The organism is bacterium (assembly GCA_016708315.1).
GTDB lineage: Bacteria > Zixibacteria > MSB-5A5 > CAIYYT01 > CAIYYT01 > JADJGC01.
On sequence record JADJGC010000002.1, the window covers coordinates 357,258 to 375,802 of the forward strand.

The following is an 18,545-nucleotide window of genomic DNA, read 5'->3' on the forward strand; positions in this document are numbered from 1 at the left end:
TTCACGGACAATAAAGAAGCCGTCAGGAGAATTTCCTGACGGCTTTCGTTTTAGCGACAGTTTACGTGGTTGTCGAATATCCTAGTTTGAACCCGTGCTGCCTTCGCCAGCGTTAGCTTTGGTTGCAGTCGGTTTCTGCAACGGTGGAGCCACAGCGGCGACCTGAGCGGCCAAAACGACGGGAATTGAATAGCGCGTCTTCTCGGCGTTGGTACATGCGAAGGTAAACGACTTGGTGAATTCCTGTCCGGTGAATTCGGGAGATATTTTGAACTTCAGTTCCTTTGTTTTTCCCGGCATGATCTCCTTGTCGGACATTTCGAGCTCAACAAATCCCTTGGGTCGGGCAACAATGGAGATGTTAATCGGCGACTGAGAGACGTTCTTCAGTTCAATGGACTGAACCTTGCTCTTGGAAGTCTGATCCCACTTAACCGAACCGGTTGACAAGGTGAGAGGCTGCAATGAATCGGGGTACTCCTTAGGATAGATCTTGGAGCTGAAGCTCAGTTGGAAATTGCCTTTATTGTTGTCATTGCAGGTGACGGTCGCGGTCTTGGTGACATTGCCGCGCTGTCCGGGGCTGGCTTTGAACACAAGTTCAACTTCGCCGCTATCGCCGGGAGCGATGACTTCTTTCGTTAGGGGCGCTTTGGTACAGCCACAGGCGGGTTTGACGCGCAGGATCTTCAAGGAGTCCTCACCGCGACTATGCAGCCAGTAAGAGTGGCTGACACTTGCGTCGTTCGGCATCAGGCCGAAATCGAAGCTCAATTCGTCAACGTATACTTTTGCCTTGTTGGGCGGAAATGCAGTGAGCTCGGGCGAGCTTGACTGTGCGACAAGCACAGAAGCGGTCAGGAGACCGACTAATACGAGTATAGACTTTCTCAATGGTTCCTCCGGTTGTTCGGTTTAGAAGCAAAACATCTATTAATCATCTTCACAATCCATAGGCGTCAATAATGCGCCCGCTAAAATGAAAAGCGCCAATCGCGGGATCGGCGCTTCGTAAATCGACTATCCTATTGAGCGGCTATTTCTTGCCGCCTGGTTGGACAGAAGCGCCGGCTTTCGTCGTATCGACGAAAGGCACTTTTTTGCCAGGCACCGGTTTGGTCACCGGGGCAACGATTTCCTGGACACCATAGGTCACAGGAACCGTAAATCTGGTTTTCGCCGAGTCGTTCAGTTCGACGGTGAACGACTTCTTGAATTCTTTCTCGTCAAAGAGCTTCTCAACTCTAACCTTGATTTCCTTGCTCTTTCCCGGTTTGACTTCGTCAGCGGGGAGGTCGACATCAACGAAACCGACCGGCTCACTAACTAATTTCATTCGGACCGGAGCATTAGAAACGTTCTTTACGAGAATCTTCTGCTCTTTCGCTCTTTCTTCTGCCGCGAACTTCACATTGCTTGTCGACAAGCTCACAGTTGTGAGAGAGTCGGGGAAGTCACTGTTATAAATCCTGCAATTGAGGCGCAACTGGAACGAAGCGCGATCATTGTCATTGCACGTAACAGTCGCAGCCTTTGCCAACTGGCCTCTTTGCGAAGCTGTGGCGTGAAAAATCAATTCTACCGAGCCGCTGTCACCGACAGCGATGACCTCTTTTTGAAGAGGTGCTTTGGTGCATCCTCAGCCAGGGCGAACGCTGAGAATCTTGAGCGAATCTTCGCCCTTGCTGTGCATCCAATAGGCGTGGCTGACATAAGCGTCGCTGGGGATCCAGCCAAATTGAAACTCAGTGTTGTCAACATAAAGCTTGGCTTTGCTCGGCGGTATCGCACTCGGTGCTTTGGCATCAGGCTGGGCCGGCGGTGTTGTCGCCGGTGGCGTCTGTGCGAAAACTATGCCGGACAGAAGTATGCTAAACAAACCAATGCCGATGAATTTCTTCAAGTAATCCTCCGGAGTGAATTGGTACAATATGTCATTTTAATGCCAACTGGGAAGAGTGTCAAGTAACAATCTCCAGCCAATTATGACCCTTTCTGCAAGTTGGCCTTGGCGGAACTAAGCGACTCAGCCACCCGGACCGGAATGGTATAACGGCTCTTGGAGGCGTCATTAAACTCGATCGTGAATGACTTTGTGTAGTTCTTCTGTGGCGGCGCAGCTTTGAGCTTGACGAGTATCTTGCCGATGCCGTTCGGTGGAATCTCAGCTTTCGGCATTTCGAGGGTCAGCAATTCTGTGGGCCACATGACCGCACGTGGAAGGATGCCGGTTTTCGACCGATTTTCGAATTCGACCGTGATCGTCTTGCCAAAATCAGTATTCGTTAAATTTAACTTTTCATTTCTGGTAATTCTAACCGGGCCGGCCTGTTCCTGATCGTCGATGATATAGCCGGTAAATGCAAGTTCAAGCGAACTGCTGACCGGATCGTTGGACGAAACGTGAACGGTCTTGTTTTGCGCTTTGCGACGAGTGCCGATATCGAAAACGACTTCAATCGGGACACTATCATTGACTGCAATTGCACCGGTAGGGGTATTGGTTTTGGTGCAACCGCAACTGACCTGAATGTTGTGAATGCGCAGGCTGTCCGTGCCGATGTTGTTGACCCAGAAAGTATGGGCGACTTTCGCATTCTGAGGCATATAGCCCATATCAAAGCGCGGATCTACAACGAGGGCTTTGGGGCCTCGTTGCTGGGCGAAAAGGACGCTTGCACCAAGGACAAGCAACGCCCCCAGTAATAAGTATCTAACGTTCATGCTCTACTCCTCAGTCATGTACTTAGTAAATGAGTGTCAGCGAGATATCGAAACAGGGATTGTAAATCGCGTTTGTTTCTGATCATTAAAAACGAACGTTATCGACTCATCCATTCTATCTTCACTCACTGAACCTGCTATCAATTTTACGTTCATGGTTTCCATTTTACCGGAATTTATCTGGTGGTATGGCATCTCAATTTTGAGGTATGGCGAGTAACCGCCCTCGACCAGCTTTGGTACAATACCTCTCCCGGTATTGTTCACGATCTCGATTGTCCCTGAGGCATTTGCATCGCTCTTTTTGAGACTGATGACATTGGGCTTGACCTTGATCGGCGGCTGCGGCTCAGTGGCTTTGAGATTGAAGCCGGTCAGCGTAATGGTCAGCTTCGGCGTCTCGCGGCTGTCAGTATAAAACACCGGAGCTTTCTGGAAGATGCCTTGGCGGATTTTGTCGGTTTCAAGGAGAATTTCAACTTCAAGGGATTCGCCGGGTGTGAGTTCTTTTTTCTTGAGCGGTATTTGTGTGCAGCCGCAACCGGGGACGACCTTGGTGATCTTGACAAGCGAGTTGCTTTGGTTGATGAGGGTTGCCCGGTGTTTGATTATTGTGCCGTATGGAACGTAGCCGAAGTCAAAGCGGCCACCGATTAACTCGACATCTTCTTTGGCAAAAAGTGAAGGGGAAGTCGCAGTAAAGAGCAGCAGCATAGACAATGCTAAGGCAGGGTGACTCTTGGAAATTATCGTCTTAATCGACTGTATCAACGACAAAGCTAAACCTCTGATAATTCAATTGTTACCGCAGTTTTCGGCCAATTTGTACATTTATACAAGCCGAAACGCTTAAGAGATACACTTTTTTTGCGAAATATCCTCAAAAACTGATTGACGACTGCACACAAGTGCAGTATCGTGGGCGTATAAGTAGCAACAAACTTGAGGAGGTTGATTTGTCGCCATACGAGGATTTGACTGATCGGCAGCGAGAAGTCTATCGGTACATCGAAGAGCGCATAAACCACGAGGGACAGCCTCCGACTATCAGGGAGATTGGGGAGGCGTTTGGGTTAAGCTCGACCAATGCCGTCAGGGACCTACTGAAGGCGCTTATCAAGAAGGGATACATCGAGAAGTCCGCGGCAGTCTCTCGGGGGATTCGACTGATTAAGGAGAGCATATCTGACGCGGTGATGGTGCCGCTGGTCGGCGAGGTTCCAGCTGGGCAGCCGATGCTTGCCGAGGAGAATATTACTGACCGAATAGTGGTCGATCGCTCGTTCCTGCCATCGGGGGATCTGTTTACGTTGAAGGTTCGCGGCGAGAGCATGAAGAATGCGGGCATTTTTGATGGCGACTTTGTGCTAGTCAAGAAACAGGCATCAGCGGATCCGGGCGATATTGTTGTTGCTGTAATCGGCGACGAGGCGACGGTGAAGAGGTTCTTTCCAGAGAAGCGCAGAGTTCGGCTTGAACCGGAGAATGAAGCATTCGGTCCGATTATCGTTGAGAAGAATGCACCGGGATTTTATCTCGCCGGCAAGGTTGTCGGCTTGATGCGGAAGATGTAAGAGCCTTGATTCAGCAACGGGATTGACTCGACAGGGAAGCTTATGTATCAGAGTTTGGATGATGAAATAGAAGTCATTGCCGTGTTCGAGCGGAAGAGCCTCAAGCCATGCCGTTTTCGCTGGAAAGGCAAGACTTACAAGATTGACCGCATCACAGGTGATTGGACATCGGATGTCGGTCAGGCGAAGTTGCGCTACTTCGCTATCGTTGATTCAACTTCGAATTTCTTCCAGCTATGTTATGATGAACGCGCGGTGAGCTGGACGATTTCGAAAGTGTGGGTGGAGTAGTCCTACACAGATGACGCCATTGACTACGTTTGCGACTTAGTTTTCATTCTCTTTGCGGTCGGTTGGCCGATAATTCCCAATTTGTTTAGTCCATTGAGAGCTGCCGTCTTGTAGGCGTCGGCGATTGTCGGATAGTTGAAGACTGTGTCGGCGAAATAGTCGATGGTGCCGCCGAACGCCATCACCGCCTGACCGATGTGAATAATCTCTGTGGCGCGCTCTCCGATAATGTGGACTCCTAAGAGCTTTCGTGTGTTGCGGTCAAAGATTAGTTTCAAGATGCCGTCGTGATCGTTGTTTATCTGGCCGCGCGGCAGTTCATAGAAGTGGGCCACGCCGGTTTCGTAAGCGCGGTTCTTTTCCTGCAACGTCTCTTCCGTCTCGCCGACATAAGAGATTTCCGGGATAGTATAGATACCGAATGGAAGATTGACTTTCTTCTTGGTTCGTGCATTTCCGCCGAAGGCCGCAAGTGTTGCGCGACGACCTTGATCCATTGATGTGGATGCGAGCGACGGGAAGCCAATAACATCGCCGACAGCAAAGACGTTTTTGACTTTCGAGCGGAAGTTGGCGTCTACGGTGATGAGTTGATAACTGTCGGTTTTGAGTCCGATATTTTCGAGTCCGATCTTATCGGTGTTGCCGAGCCTTCCTGCGGTCACGAGAAGCACATCGGAGTTGACGACATGTCCGTTTTCCAGATTCACAGTTACGCCGTCATCGGTAGCAGTGATGTTGCTTGCTGCTGAACCGAGTTCCAGGTTGATGCCACCTTCACGCATCAGTTCAAAAAGCGTGTCGGCAAATTTTGCATCGAGAAAGCTGAGCAGTCGATCACGTTTGTCAATCAAGGTCACATTGATATCGAGTTTCGAAAAGATGCTAGCCCACTCGCAACCGATGACGCCGCCGCCGAGAATTGCCATTCGCTCTGGGATGTTCTGCAAATCGAGAATCGATTCGCCGTCGAAAACGCGTTTGCCGTCGTAGTAGAGACCGGGGAGATGCATTGGCCGAGTGCCGGTGGCGATGACAACGAATTCAGATTCGAGTTCGGCGACTTGCGTGTCGCCCTGAAATACTCCGATTGTGTGCGGATTTAGAAAGCGTGCGACTCCGCCAAAGAGCGAAATGCCGTTCCGATGAAGTTGATCGATAATAACCATCATTTCGTTTTCAACGACGATGTTCTTGCGGTGCATCAATTCTTGGATCGTGACGTTCTTCTTGAAGGCGATTTCAAAACCATAAAAGGAGCGCTTCTTAAGACCATCATAGTAAAGCGACGTTTCGCGGAGGGTCTTGGAGGGAAGGGTGCCGGTATGGACGCAGACACCGCCGACTACGGCGTTCTTTTCGATAATGGCGGCTTTCTTACCGAGTTTGCAGGCCTGGATTGCGGCCCAATTTCCGGCAGGACCGGAGCCAATTACAACGACATCGAACTTATCTCTATTCATGACAGCAATATAGCGGGATTGTATTAGATTGACAAATGCTCTATGAGTTAAGGCAATTTTAGTTGAAGATAGGGTGTCGGGTTATGTTCGCTTGCAGGCAATCTTCGGAAGTTGTTGCGCCGCAAGCGGAATCGTGCGTATTATTTTTGTTGCGCCTGAGGAGGGAAATTCGTATCATATTCAATTCCCACGGTCAGTGCCGTGGAATTTGTTTTTAAGATGAAGAGTTCGTATCAGATAGAGATAGAGGGAAAGCTGACAGCCATCGCTGAGCCGGTGGTTTTGGAAGCCGGGGCTGAACTGGTCGAGCTTCAGTTAGTTCAGCGTAAGTCGAGCGCATTGGTGAGGCTTTTGGTTGATAAGCCGGGGGGGATAACGCTGGACGAATGCGCTGACATTTCCAGAGGGGTGTCGTTTCTGCTTGAGACTGCAGATCCTTTGGAAGGGCGCTACACGCTGGAGGTTTCGTCGCCGGGTCTTGACCGGCCATTGACGACGGAAGCGGATTTTCGCCGCAAGATCGGTGAAGAGATCAAGTTGTTTTTGAAGGAAGATGAACGGACGATAGAAGTCGCCGGCGAGATATTGAAGGTAGAAGACAAGCGTTTGACTCTAATGACAGTAGAGGGAGAAAGAGCTTTCCCTCTGGAGCATGTCGTAAAGGGCAAGATAATATTTTGATCCTATTCGGAGTAGTTGATGGAGTATAATGTCATTGAGGCGCTCAACCAGATCGCCGCTGAAAAGAACATGGAAATCGATTATGTAATCGATACCCTGAAGTCTTCGCTGGTCACGGCCGCCAAGAAGCGTTATGGCGACGGCGACAATATCACGGTCGATATCGACCGTAAGAGCGGCGACATCAAGATGCATGCGGTGAAGATGGTCGTTGAGTCGGTGGATAATCCGTACACGGAAATTTCACTGCTTGATGCGATGGATATTGACGACAGTGCCGAAGTCGGCGATGAAGTTGAAATCGACATTCCATTCGAGGAATTCGGCCGCAATGCAATCGCTTCCGCCAAGCAGATTCTGATTCAAAAGGTCCGCGAAGCCGAACGCGAAACGGTTTACAATGAATACTCCAAGAAGATTGGCGAGCTGGTTACCGGTTCAGTCCAACAGGTTGACAAGGGGAACATCATTGTCAATCTCGGCCGTGCCGAGGCTGTCATTCCGGTTAAGGAACAGATTTCCAAAGAGAAATACCGCCAGGGCGACCGGGTGCGCGCGATTATCAGCGAAGTTCAGAAACAGCAACGCGGTCCGCAGGTGGTATTGTCACGAGCCAATAATTCATTCTTGATAAGATTGTTCGAATTGGAAGTGCCCGAAATTTTCGAGCGCATCATTGAAATCCGCGCCGTGGCGCGCGAACCCGGGGAACGCGCCAAGGTTGCCGTAAGTTCAGCTGACGAGCGTATCGATCCAGTTGGCGCTTGTGTCGGCGTCAAGGGTGTGCGCGTTCAGGCGATTGTGAGAGAGCTTAACAACGAGCGCATTGACATTGTGCCGTATCATCCGGATCCGGAAATATTCGTCACGCGTGCTCTTGCCCCGACTAAGGTCGTTCGCATCGAGACGGTATCCGAAGAAAACACGATGGTGATCGTAGTCGAGGATGACCAGTTGTCGTTAGCGATCGGCAAGGGCGGCCAGAATGCGCGATTAGCGGCTAAGCTGACGGGCTGGAAGGTGAACATCCTCTCCGAGACCGACTTCTTCGACAAGAAGCGCGAAGAAGCCGAGTCGAAGATTGAGGTATCGAAGCTTTCGGTCGGCGACGCTACAATCAAGAAGCTCATTGAGAACGATTACAAGTTCATTCAGGATATTCTCGAGGTACCGGCATCCCGTCTGACAGACATAGAAGGTATCGGTCCGAAAAAGGCCGACCAGATGATTGAGGCGGCACGCGATTACATCTTCCAACTTCAAGCGAACAAGGCTGAAGCCGACCAGCTTGAAGGTGACGAGGAAGAAGAAGTTCTTGATGTACCAAAGAAGAAGAAGGGTCCGAAGAGTATCAAAGACCTCTTTGTCGACGACGACAAGATCGACGACGATGCGGGTGGAGACAAAGAGAAATAGTAACAGCGCCGACGGGCCGGTTGAGGTAAATCAGGGATGGTTCCTCGACAGTGAAAGTGGAGCATGAGCAAGAAGCGTTTATACGAAGTTGCGAAAGACTACAATATATCTTCCGACGCCATCGTCAAGTTGGTTCGCGAGCTTGGCTTTGATGTCAAGTCGCACATGTCGACAGCGGACGATGATGTTCTGGCGGCAATAGCTTCCAAGTTCTCGGCTGAAAAAGAGTCGGTGAAACTTGAAATCGACCGTCGCAAGAAAATCCAACAGGATGCCGCGGAGAAGGTACTCGAAGTATTCGAGGAAGCCGAAGCTGCGGGTACGGAGAAGATTGTCTCTAAGCCGCAGATTATCGAGCGCAATGCGCGGCAGTTGACTCAGCTTCGCAAAAAGAAACGCGACCGCAAGAAGAAGAAACGCCACACCGATATCAACGTTGCCGATGTCAAGGCTGCCGTCAAGAAGACGATGGCGAAAATTGATCTTGGCAAACGCGTGAAGAAATACAAGCGCCGGGAAAAACCGGACGGCACAGTGGTTGAGGAAGAGGCTAATGTAATCCAGGTCACCGAGTTCATGTCGTTGGCGGAGATTGCCGCAATCATTGGCGTAAAGCCGGCGGACCTGATTGCCAAGTGCATGGAACTCGGAATGATGGTGACCATCAATCAGCGACTTGATTTAACTACTATTGAGACGCTGGCACTCGAGTACAGTCTCGAAATCGAAGAAGTCAAAGAAATCGGAATTGAAGAGGAAGAAGAAGAAGAGGAAGATGAGGGCGATCAAAGGCCGCGCGCGCCTATCGTCACGATCATGGGTCACGTCGACCACGGCAAGACATCTCTGTTGGATTATATCCGCAAGAGCAACGTCGCTGCCGGCGAGTCGGGGTTAATCACCCAGCATATCGGCGCCTATCAGGTGGCATCCGCTTCGGGAGAAATCACATTCCTCGATACACCGGGTCACGAGGCATTCACTGCGATGCGTGCACGCGGTGCGCATATTACCGATATTGTCGTCGTCGTCGTTGCGGCTGATGACGGTGTGATGCCGCAGACAATTGAAGCCGTGGATCATGCACGTGCGGCGGATGTTCCAATCATCGTGGCCATAAATAAAATGGATAAGCCGGGTGCAAAGCCCGATCATATAAAGCAACAGCTTGCCGGACGAAATCTCGTTCCCGAAGAATGGGGCGGTAAGACGATTTACGTTGAAGTGTCGGCAAAGACCGGCGCTGGCGTTGAGAAGCTGATGGAGATGATTCTGCTTCAGGCGGAAGTTCTCGAACTCACGAGCAATCCGGATCACTTGGCGCGCGGCACTGTCGTTGAAGCCAAGCTGGATAAAGGGCGCGGTGTTGTCGCGACGATCATTGTCGACAAGGGTACTCTCTATGTTGGCGATCCGATTGTAGCGGGCAATTATGCCGGGCGAGTGCGCGCATTGATCAATGACAAGGGTGAAAAGCAAGAGCAAGTGCTGCCGGGAGAGCCGTCACAGGTGGTGGGTCTTTCGGGAGTTCCACAGGCTGGCGATTCATTCATGGCCGTTGGCAGCGAATCGGAAGCTCGCGAGATTTCGGTGAAGCGCCAGCAAATCAAGCGCGAACAAGAATATCGACAGATCAAGCGCGTGAGTTTGATTAACGTCTATGATCAGATCAAAGAAGGCCAAATCAAAGATCTCAATATCGTGATCAAGGGCGACGTCGATGGTTCCGTACAGGTGCTGCGCGATACGCTGGAAAAGATCAGCACTTCTGAAGTGCGCGTTAATGTGATCCATCACGGCGTCGGCGCGATTACCGAATCGGACATTTTGTTAGCAGCGGCCTCGGATGCGATTGTGATCGGATTCCATGTACGACCTGATTCGCGAGCACGCGAAGTTGCGGCGCGCGAGAAAATTGATGTCCGCCTTTACACGATTATTTATGAAGCCGAGAGCGATATCCGCAAGGCGCTTGAAGGTCTGCTTGAGCCGGATCACGAAGAGCGCATTACCGGTGTTGCAATGGTGAAGGACTTGTTCCGAGTGCCGAAGGTTGGCGTCATTGCCGGTTGTTCGGTGCAATCAGGGACCATTCATAAGAGCGACCGCGCGAGAATTATCCGCGACAGCATTGCAATTTATACCGGCAACATTCATTCACTGCGCCGTTTCAAGGATGACGCACGCGAAGTTGCAGCCGGATTGGAGTGCGGGATCAAGGTCGAGAACTATGATGATGTCAAGGAAGGCGATTTGATAGAGGCCTTCGAGACGGTGGAGATTGCCCGCAAGCTCTAATTGACGATGTACCTCGGCACGCTTCGTATCGTACTACACATTCCGCAATCGCGTTCCCTGAAATCCAAGCGGCATGTCATCAAGGCGATCAAGGATCGATTGAAGAATAAGTTTAATGTTTCTGTGGCCGAGGTTGACGACAACGATTTGTGGCAGCGCGCCACACTCGGAGTTGCCATCGTCGCCAACGAGGGCCAGTTCCTTGATCAAGTGTTGTCGCAAGTGGAATCATTTATTGCCTCCAACCCCGAGGTCAACATCATTGACGTCGAGAGAGTTGATTATTAATGGCTGATGCCAAACGCACGGATCGACTTCGCGTGCAGATCAAAGAGATCATTTCGGAAATTATCCAACGCAAGCTGAAGGATCCTCATGTCGGGATGATCACGATTACAGAAGTGACCGTCACTCGCGACTTAAGCGAAGCAGTTGTATTCTATTCAGTGTTCGGCGACACGCTGGTGCGCAAGGAAACCAACAAGACGCTTGACCGCGCCCGCGGATTCATTCAGTCGGAGTTGGGAAAGACGATGAAAATACGCCGAGTGCCGAGTTTGCGCTTTGAGATTGACAAGTCTGTTGATCAGGGATTGCGGATACAGCACTTACTGGATCAGATCCAAGAGAACAAGCCGGATGACAGCGACTCGCATTAGTCTAATCAATAGCATCATTACGCGAATGAAACAGGGCGGCAAGGTTCTGATTGTTTCGCACATTAGCCCTGATGGCGATTCAATCGGGTCGCAGCTGGCGCTTTATGAATTGGTGAAGCGACTGGGCTGTGAACCGATGATTGTCAATCACGACAGTGCATTTCCCAAGTACGCATTTCTCGGCAAGCACTCGCTGGTCAACGTCTACAGCGAAGGCGTGGCGTACCCCAAATTTGATTTTGTGGTAATACTTGAGGCTCCGGATCTCGAGCGAATCGGGAATGTGCGGAAATTGCTTCAGCCGGGTTATGAAGTCATCAATATCGATCATCATCGCGGCAACACGACTTATGGAAGTATCAACTGGGTAGATGAGTCAGTGGCGGCTGTCGGGATTATGGTTTATGAGCTGTTCAAAGCCGCGGGTGTGGCAATCGACAGCGATGTCGCGGATGAATTGTTTACGGCAATCTTGACTGATACCGGAAGATTCCGATTCGGCAGTACGAATCCCGAAGCGATGAGAGTCTGCGCGGACTTGTTGGAGCAGGGTGCATCCACGAAAAAGGTCAGCGACGCACTGTATGCGAGCTATGAGTCGAATCAATTGAGAATGCTGGGCGAACTGCTGGCGAAGATGGAGCTGCATCACAGTGGGGAGAGTTGCTTGCTGTTGTCAGACAAGGTGATTCGCGAGAAGTATGTCAACGGTTCAGATGAGTTAGAAGGACTCTCGGAATATTCGCTCTATACTAAGGGCGTGAAGATCGGTGCGTTGCTGCGAGAGACCGAGCCGACGCGCACGAAGGTCTCGCTTCGCTGTCATGAGGACTATGACGTTGCCGAAATTGCTGCAGTCCACGGCGGTGGTGGGCATCGAAATGCCGCAGGCTGTACGGTAGCGCTTCCGTTTGCAGAAGCTAAGTTGCGAGTACTGGAGCAGATTGGCAAGGCGTTGGGACGATGAACGGATTTCTGCTGATTGACAAGCACGAGGGTATTACTTCGGCTCATGCTGTGAATCGTGTGAAGCGATTGCTCAAAGTATCCAAGGCGGGCCACAGCGGAACACTTGATCCGCTTGCCACTGGGCTCTTGGTAGTATGTCTCGGCAAAGCCACTCGCTTGGCGCAGTTCTTGAGCGAGTCGAATAAAAGCTACGATGCGCAGATTATGCTTGGTGGGACCTCGACCACTTATGATCGCGACGGCGAAATCACACCGATCGAAAATGCACCGGTACCGAGCCTTGAACAGGTAGAAGAGACGGTTGCTAAATTTGTCGGGACGATTGACCAACGTGCGCCGCTGTATTCAGCACTGAAGCACAAAGGTAAGCCGCTGTATTCGTATGCACGCAAGGGTATTCCGGTTGAATTGAAAACGCGCAGCGTTCATATCGAGTCATTGCGGATTGTGAGTTACTCGTACCCGATTCTTAACATCAGTGTCCGCTGTTCGTCGGGGACTTACATTCGCAGTTTGGCGCAGGATATCGGCGAGCTGTTAGGCTGCGGCGGCTATATTTACGGACTAAGGCGGACAAGTATCGGCGGATTGGATGTCGCGAATGCGATCTTGATGGCAGATCTCGAATTGGTCGCCATGCAGCATGAAGCTGAAACGTCGGGACTGCACACTGATGAACGATTCGTGCGAAGCTTTGGTTCGATTGAACGAGTATTGAATCTTCCGATTATCTATGTCTCAGCCGAACGCGAGAATTTTGTTGATCGCGGAGTGCCGATTCGCGGACTGGATGTAGTGAATATGGATATTCGTATTCGTCCGCGCGACTTAGTTGCCTTGCGCAATGCCGACAATCGTCTTTTGGCGGTAGGAAGGGCACTATACGGGAGCGACACGCTTCGCGGAATGGCAGATGAAACCGTAGTCGAGTATGTCAGGGTGATGTAGGTGCGAGTATTTCATTCAATTGAAGAAGCATCGTCGATGATGGCGGCGGGCAGCGCCGTGACCATCGGGAACTACGATGGTATTCATCTAGCGCATCAGTCGATCATTTTCGAGTTGTCCCGCAAAGCGAGAGCCAAGGGGCTGAAGTCCGTACTTGTTACTTTTGATCCGCATCCTTCCTTGACGATAAATCCCGCAAAGGCGCCAAAACTTCTAACGACAACGGCCGAGAAAATTCGACTTCTGGAGAAGGGCGGATTGCTTGATGCGGTGGTTGTGCTGAGATTCGATGAAGCCTTGGCAAAGGTAAGTGCGACTGATTTCCTGGTGCGGTACCTTCTGGCCGGACTGAAAATGTCGATTCTCGTGATTGGATTCAATCATGCATTTGGGAATCGGCGCGAAGGGACCGTGCAGTTTTTGCAGGGAATGGCACCGCAATATGGATTTGAGCTTCAGGCGTTGGATCCTGTACTTGTCGGCGGCGAGGTCGTCAATAGCAGTCGGATCAGGAGTCTTTTGTTGGAAGGTTTGTACGACAAAGCGACGGCTCTCTTGGGGCACGAATTGGAGCTGACTGGAAAGGTCGTTCATGGCAAGGGAATGGGTCGAAAATTCGGGTTTCCGACCATAAATATCAAGCTTCCGGGTGAAAAAATTGTGCCAAAAGCGGGGGTTTACGCCTCGTATTCTTTAATTGGGTCTGACAAGCAGACTGGAATGATGTATATTGGCGAACCGCCGCAATCGGGTTTCGACCTTGAAGTCAACCTGTTTGATTTTAGCGGCGACTTGTATGGGCAGACAGTCAGCGTGTTTCCGACGGCGTATGTACGTCCACCGATAAGATTTGATCGCGAATCGGAGCTGATTGCCCAGATAGGAAAAGATGAAGAGATGATAAGATTGAATTATGATATAAGGCAAAATAAGGAGTAGAAACAGTGCCACTGTCAAAAGACAAAAAACAAGAAATCATCAGCCATTTTCGGCTGCATGACACCGACACCGGTTCTCCGGAAGTTCAGATTTCGCTTCTGACCCAGAGAATCAACGAGATGACCCTGCATATGCAGAAGAACCCTAAGGATATGCATTCACGTTACGGGTTGCTCAAGATGGTCGGACAACGCAGAAGACTGCTGAACTATCTGCGCAAGCACGACATAGAAGGATATCGTCATTTGGTCAGTCAGCTCGACCTGCGGCGCTAAGAACTAGTAGAAGGATAAGGAAATTTAATGCAAACATTCTCAATTGAACTGGGTGGCCGGACTCTCTCTGTTGAAATCGGTCGTGTCGCCCGACAGGCCGATGGCTCTTGCTGGGTGCGATATGGTGACACGGTCAGCATGACCGCTGTATGCGCCGCCGACAAGCCCGATTTTGGCAAGGGTTATTTCCCGCTCTCAGTGGATTATCGCGAAAAGACTTATGCAGCCGGAAAGATTCCCGGCGGCTTTTTCAAACGTGAAGGACGTCCTTCGGAGAAGGAGATTCTTTCAGCGCGATTAATCGACCGCCCGTTCCGTCCGTTGTTCCCCGAAGGCTATTGCAATGAAGTGCAGGTCATGGTTACGACGCTGTCTTCGGATCAGGAAAACGATGCTGATATTCTGGGTATCATCGGCACTTCAGTATGCTTGAATGTCGCCACCGTGCCGTTTACAGTGCCGATCGGCGCTGTTCGTGTAGGTTTGATTGACGGCGAATTTGTTGTCAATCCGACATTTGCCCAGCTTGAGATTTCGGACCTCAATCTCGTCATAGCGGCTACCGCCGAGCATATCATGATGGTCGAAGGCGGCTGTTCGGAAATCAGTGAAGATCAGATGCTGGATGCACTGGCATTCGGCCATGAGCAGATCCGCAAGATCTGCAAGATGGTCGAAGAGATTCGCAGCGCAGTTGGCAAACCGAAGGCCGCGGTGATTCTGCCGGAGATTCCTGCGGCGTTGTATGGCCGTGTCGAATCGCTGGCCAAGGCTCGCATCATTGCTTCACATGATATCCACGACAAGCAGGCGCATTCCGATGCCATCAAGCAGATCAGAGAAGAAGTGCTGAAGGCGCTTGAGACGGAATTCCCGGAAAACGAGATGTGGATCAAGCAATATCTGGAGAAGATTGAGCAGGATGATTTGCGTGCACGAATTCTCGATCGCAGTCTGCGCATCGACGGCCGTGATCTCGATACGATTCGTCCGATCTTCTGCGAAGTAGGCGTGCTTCCGAGAACGCACGGATCAGCACTGTTTACGCGCGGTCAGACGCAGGCACTTGTCGTCACAACTCTCGGCACCAAGATGGACGAGCAGATTGTGGATGCGCTTGAGGGTGAATCCAAGAAGAGCTACATGTTGCATTACAATTTCCCGCCTTATTCAGTCGGCGAAGTGAGACCGAATCGCGGTCCCGGACGACGCGAAATTGGACATGGTGCGCTTGCCGAGCGTTCGCTTGAGCCGGTGCTTCCGGCGGAGGACGCATTCCCGTATACGATTCGAATCGTTTCGGATATCATGGAATCAAACGGTTCGTCTTCGATGGCGACGGTTTGCGGCGGTACGCTTTGCTTGATGGACGCCGGTGTGCCGATCAAGGCGCCGGTAGCCGGTATTGCCATGGGTTTGGTGCTCGACGGCAGCCGATATGCGGTGCTAACTGACATCCTTGGCAATGAAGATCACTTCGGTGACATGGACTTCAAGGTAGCCGGAACGCGCGAAGGCATTACTGCATTCCAGCTCGACATCAAGATCGGCGGTCTGACACTTGAAATCATGCGCAATGCGCTTGACAAGGCGAAGATTGCCCGATTCAAGATTCTCGAAGCGATGGAGCAGACGATTGCGACACCGCGTGCGGATCTGTCGATGTATGCTCCGCGCATTATCACGATCAAGATCAGACAAGATAGAATCGGCGAGGTCATTGGACCCGGCGGCAAGATGATCCGTTCGATCATTGAAGCTACCGGAGCGAAGATCGATATCGACGATGACGGTACTGTGGTTATCGCATCAGTTGATGCCAGTGCCGGTATCAAGGCGCGCGATACGATTCTTGGACTTCTGGAAGAACCGGAAGTCAACAAGGTGTATCAGGGCAAGGTCAAGCGTATTGCCGAGTTTGGCGCGTTTGTCGAAATCATCCCGAACACGGATGGACTGCTTCACGTTTCAGAAATTGCCCACCACCGGGTGGAGCGCGTCGAAGACGAGATGCGCGTAGGTGATATTATCGAAGTGAAGGTGCTGTCGGTTGAACAGGATGGCAAGATTCGCCTGTCGAAGAAGGCGTTGCTTCCACGCCCGGAAGGTATGCCGGAACCGGAAGAGAGAAGCGGCGACAGCGGCGGATATCGACGTCGTGACAGCGGCGGCGGCGGTGGACATCGCGGCGGTCCTCGTCGGGAGCGTCGTTAATTGACGCAGAGCGAATATCGGCGTACTGTATTGGAGAACGGCATTCGTGTCGTCTCTGAGAGTATGCCGTATCTGAAATCGGCGTCGATCGGCATCTGGGTAGATGTCGGCAGCCGTAATGAGATGCCGCGCGAAAACGGCATTTCACATTTCATTGAACATATGTGCTTCAAGGGTACCGAGAAGCGCACTGCAAAAGAAATCGCCCAGAGTCTTGAGATTCTGGGCGGTTCGCTCAACGCTTTCACGAGCCGCGAGAATACCTGCTATTATTGCCGCGTCATTGACGAAAACTTCGACACCGGATTTGATGTTCTTGCCGATCTTTTGACCAATTCGCTCTTCGATCCAGCCGAGCTTGAGCGTGAGAAAGAGGTCATCTGCGAGGAAATCAAGGATGTCTTTGACACGCCGGCGGAACTCGTACATGACTACTTTGCCGACGCGATGTGGAAGCCGCATCCGCTGGGGCAGACTATCATGGGCGATGCCGAGGGAATTCGCAAGCTGACGCGCACCGATGTGCTCGATTACATTCGGCGCAATTACACGACCGACCGGGTTGTCGTGGCCGGTGCGGGAGCAATTGACCATGACCATTTTGTTGCGCTGACCAGGGAAAAGTTGAAGATCGGTCAGCCAAGTGAGCCGGAGAATTTGTCGGCGCCCGAGTACGGCGCAGGCAAACGGATCGTGCACAATCGCGATTTGAATCAGACACATATCTGCCTTGGATTTCCGAGTATCAGTTTCGCCGACAAGAACAAGTACGCAATGCTGATTCTCAACACGCTGTTGGGAAGCGGCATGGGTTCGCGGTTGTTCCAATCCGTTAGAGAAGAGCGCGGACTGGTGTATACAATTTATTCGTATCAGGATTTCTACAAGGACACCGGACTGTTCGGAATTTATCTTGGTACAGATACTGCGAAAGCCAAAGAAGCACTGAATGTGATTCTCGGTGAGTTGGCAAAAGTTAAGAGCAACTCGGTGACCGAGCTTGAGGTTGCAAATACCAAATCGCAGTTGAAGGGGAATCTTCTTCTGTCGCTCGAAGGTTCGTACAATCGCATGAATCGGTTAGCTCGACATGAGCTGTTTGCCAATCAGTTTGTTACGCTTGAGCAGACGGCGGCGGAAATTGACGCAGTGCAACTCGAGGATGTTCGTGCGATGGCGCAAAAGATTTTCGATGAGGCCTCACTGACAATGGTGACGCTCGGTTCGGCGAAGAAGACACTTATCAAGCAAGTCGATTGGTCCGTGCTTAGAGGCTGATGTCGTATCTGCTTCCTATAGCCTTCCTGACGTTCATAATTCTCGCTACAGTTTCAATCATCTGGGGACGCCGGTTACAAGGCTCCCCCAAAGTGCTCCTGCTGCATAGTGTTCAGACAGAGAAGTTTGAGGCGTTGTTGAAGCTGGTCAATGATGCCGGATTGTCGGTTGGAACGGTAGAAGAGTCACTACGTGATCGAACGAAGGTTGCGATAACTTTCGATGACGGGTATGAGGACCTGATGCAAATAGTCCCGCTTCTGAAGCGACAACAAACTCCAATCATGGTATTTGTGCCGACCGCTTACATCGGAAAGCCGAACGATTGGGATCACTTGTTTGCAAAGGGACGGAGGCGACATCTCAGCGAAGAGCAAATTCGTGAACTTGCGGGACTGGGTGCGCAATTTGGTTCGCACGGCCACAATCACAGAGACCTGACTTTGCTAAGCAATGCCGAGATTCACAGCGAGATTGATTCATCGAAGTGGATGCTATCGTCACTCACGGGCCAAGAAATCAAGGCTCTTGCGTTTCCATTTGGGCGATCAAACTCTGCAGTACGCCAGGCCGTAAGAAAGGTCGGAATCGAACTGCAATTCGGCTCTTCACCGCTTTCGATCTCAGGTGAGTCGTTAGGGCGGATTCCTATTACAGAATTCGACAACTCGTTTACCATTCGAAGAAAACTGCACGGCGGTATAGTTGCCGGTGTGGAGGCGTTAAAGGCAGTCCTTGTCAGTCGATTTTCCCATCTGACGCCAGTCGCTCGAAGAGCTGTCGGCGCAAGTTAAGTCCGGTTTCACCCGCAGTTTC

At 51.2% G+C, this 18,545-nt stretch carries 20 protein-coding genes; 14 read left to right on the plus strand and 6 right to left on the minus strand.

Annotation, left to right across the window (positions count from 1 at the left end; translation table 11 throughout):
* Positions 1 to 81 precede the first annotated feature (81 nt).
* From IPH59_01875 to IPH59_01895, 5 genes are all read right to left on the minus strand, one after another.
* Positions 82 to 894, minus strand: a complete 813-nt coding sequence (locus tag IPH59_01875; protein ID MBK7090463.1) for a DUF1573 domain-containing protein — start codon at positions 892 to 894, stop codon at positions 82 to 84.
* Positions 895 to 1,036: 142 nt separating this feature from the next.
* Positions 1,037 to 1,411, minus strand: a complete 375-nt coding sequence (locus IPH59_01880; GenBank protein MBK7090464.1) for a DUF1573 domain-containing protein — start codon at positions 1,409 to 1,411, stop codon at positions 1,037 to 1,039.
* 228 nt (positions 1,412 to 1,639) lie between these two features.
* Complete coding sequence (locus IPH59_01885; GenBank protein ID MBK7090465.1) at positions 1,640 to 1,903, minus strand: hypothetical protein; 264 nt, start codon at positions 1,901 to 1,903, stop codon at positions 1,640 to 1,642.
* Positions 1,904 to 1,983: 80 nt separating this feature from the next.
* Positions 1,984 to 2,724, minus strand: coding sequence for a DUF1573 domain-containing protein (locus IPH59_01890; GenBank protein MBK7090466.1), 741 nt, complete (start codon positions 2,722 to 2,724; stop codon positions 1,984 to 1,986).
* A gap of 36 nt (positions 2,725 to 2,760) precedes the next feature.
* Positions 2,761 to 3,501: a DUF1573 domain-containing protein gene (locus tag IPH59_01895; GenBank protein MBK7090467.1), complete on the minus strand. Its 741-nt coding sequence runs from the start codon at positions 3,499 to 3,501 to the stop codon at positions 2,761 to 2,763.
* 179 nt (positions 3,502 to 3,680) lie between these two features.
* Between IPH59_01895 and lexA the strand changes: the two genes are divergently transcribed.
* Positions 3,681 to 4,298, plus strand: coding sequence for a transcriptional repressor LexA (gene lexA, locus IPH59_01900; protein MBK7090468.1), 618 nt, complete (start codon positions 3,681 to 3,683; stop codon positions 4,296 to 4,298).
* Positions 4,299 to 4,352: 54 nt separating this feature from the next.
* Positions 4,353 to 4,589 carry a hypothetical protein gene (locus IPH59_01905; GenBank protein MBK7090469.1) on the plus strand — a complete coding sequence of 79 codons (237 nt, stop codon included), beginning with the start codon at positions 4,353 to 4,355 and terminating at the stop codon, positions 4,587 to 4,589.
* A gap of 23 nt (positions 4,590 to 4,612) precedes the next feature.
* Here IPH59_01905 and sthA read toward each other — a convergent pair whose 3' ends face one another.
* Complete coding sequence (gene sthA / locus IPH59_01910) at positions 4,613 to 6,052, minus strand: Si-specific NAD(P)(+) transhydrogenase (GenBank protein MBK7090470.1); 1,440 nt, start codon at positions 6,050 to 6,052, stop codon at positions 4,613 to 4,615.
* 219 nt (positions 6,053 to 6,271) lie between these two features.
* Here sthA and IPH59_01915 point away from each other — a divergent pair, with 219 nt between their 5' ends.
* The 12 genes from IPH59_01915 (at position 6,272) to IPH59_01970 (ending at position 18,523) form a co-directional block, all read left to right on the plus strand.
* Positions 6,272 to 6,733, plus strand: a complete 462-nt coding sequence (locus tag IPH59_01915) for a ribosome maturation factor RimP (protein MBK7090471.1) — start codon at positions 6,272 to 6,274, stop codon at positions 6,731 to 6,733.
* Between the two features lie 18 nt (positions 6,734 to 6,751).
* On the plus strand, positions 6,752 to 8,149 hold the full coding sequence (gene nusA, locus IPH59_01920; protein MBK7090472.1) for a transcription termination factor NusA: 1,398 nt from the start codon (positions 6,752 to 6,754) through the stop codon (positions 8,147 to 8,149).
* Positions 8,150 to 8,212: 63 nt separating this feature from the next.
* A complete protein-coding gene (gene infB / locus IPH59_01925; GenBank protein MBK7090473.1) occupies positions 8,213 to 10,447 on the plus strand; it encodes a translation initiation factor IF-2 in 2,235 nt (744 codons plus the stop codon).
* On the plus strand, positions 10,448 to 10,735 hold the full coding sequence (locus IPH59_01930) for a DUF503 domain-containing protein (GenBank protein MBK7090474.1): 288 nt from the start codon (positions 10,448 to 10,450) through the stop codon (positions 10,733 to 10,735).
* Complete coding sequence (gene rbfA / locus IPH59_01935; protein MBK7090475.1) at positions 10,735 to 11,106, plus strand: 30S ribosome-binding factor RbfA; 372 nt, start codon at positions 10,735 to 10,737, stop codon at positions 11,104 to 11,106. The genes IPH59_01930 and rbfA overlap by 1 nt, the downstream gene beginning before the upstream one ends.
* Positions 11,087 to 12,073, plus strand: coding sequence for a bifunctional oligoribonuclease/PAP phosphatase NrnA (locus tag IPH59_01940; protein MBK7090476.1), 987 nt, complete (start codon positions 11,087 to 11,089; stop codon positions 12,071 to 12,073). Before rbfA ends, IPH59_01940 begins: the two co-directional genes overlap by 20 nt.
* Complete coding sequence (truB, locus tag IPH59_01945) at positions 12,070 to 13,023, plus strand: tRNA pseudouridine(55) synthase TruB (GenBank protein MBK7090477.1); 954 nt, start codon at positions 12,070 to 12,072, stop codon at positions 13,021 to 13,023. The genes IPH59_01940 and truB overlap by 4 nt, the downstream gene beginning before the upstream one ends.
* On the plus strand, positions 13,024 to 13,962 hold the full coding sequence (gene ribF, locus IPH59_01950) for a riboflavin biosynthesis protein RibF (protein MBK7090478.1): 939 nt from the start codon (positions 13,024 to 13,026) through the stop codon (positions 13,960 to 13,962).
* 11 nt (positions 13,963 to 13,973) lie between these two features.
* Positions 13,974 to 14,237, plus strand: coding sequence for a 30S ribosomal protein S15 (gene rpsO / locus IPH59_01955; protein ID MBK7090479.1), 264 nt, complete (start codon positions 13,974 to 13,976; stop codon positions 14,235 to 14,237).
* Between the two features lie 27 nt (positions 14,238 to 14,264).
* On the plus strand, positions 14,265 to 16,451 hold the full coding sequence (gene pnp, locus IPH59_01960; protein MBK7090480.1) for a polyribonucleotide nucleotidyltransferase: 2,187 nt from the start codon (positions 14,265 to 14,267) through the stop codon (positions 16,449 to 16,451).
* Positions 16,452 to 17,729 carry an insulinase family protein gene (locus tag IPH59_01965; protein ID MBK7090481.1) on the plus strand — a complete coding sequence of 426 codons (1,278 nt, stop codon included), beginning with the start codon at positions 16,452 to 16,454 and terminating at the stop codon, positions 17,727 to 17,729. It abuts the gene before it with no gap.
* The gene (locus tag IPH59_01970; protein MBK7090482.1) at positions 17,729 to 18,523 is read left to right on the plus strand and encodes a polysaccharide deacetylase family protein; all 795 of its coding nucleotides are present in this window, start codon (positions 17,729 to 17,731) and stop codon (positions 18,521 to 18,523) included. Before IPH59_01965 ends, IPH59_01970 begins: the two co-directional genes overlap by 1 nt.
* The last annotated feature ends 22 nt before the right edge of the window (positions 18,524 to 18,545 follow it).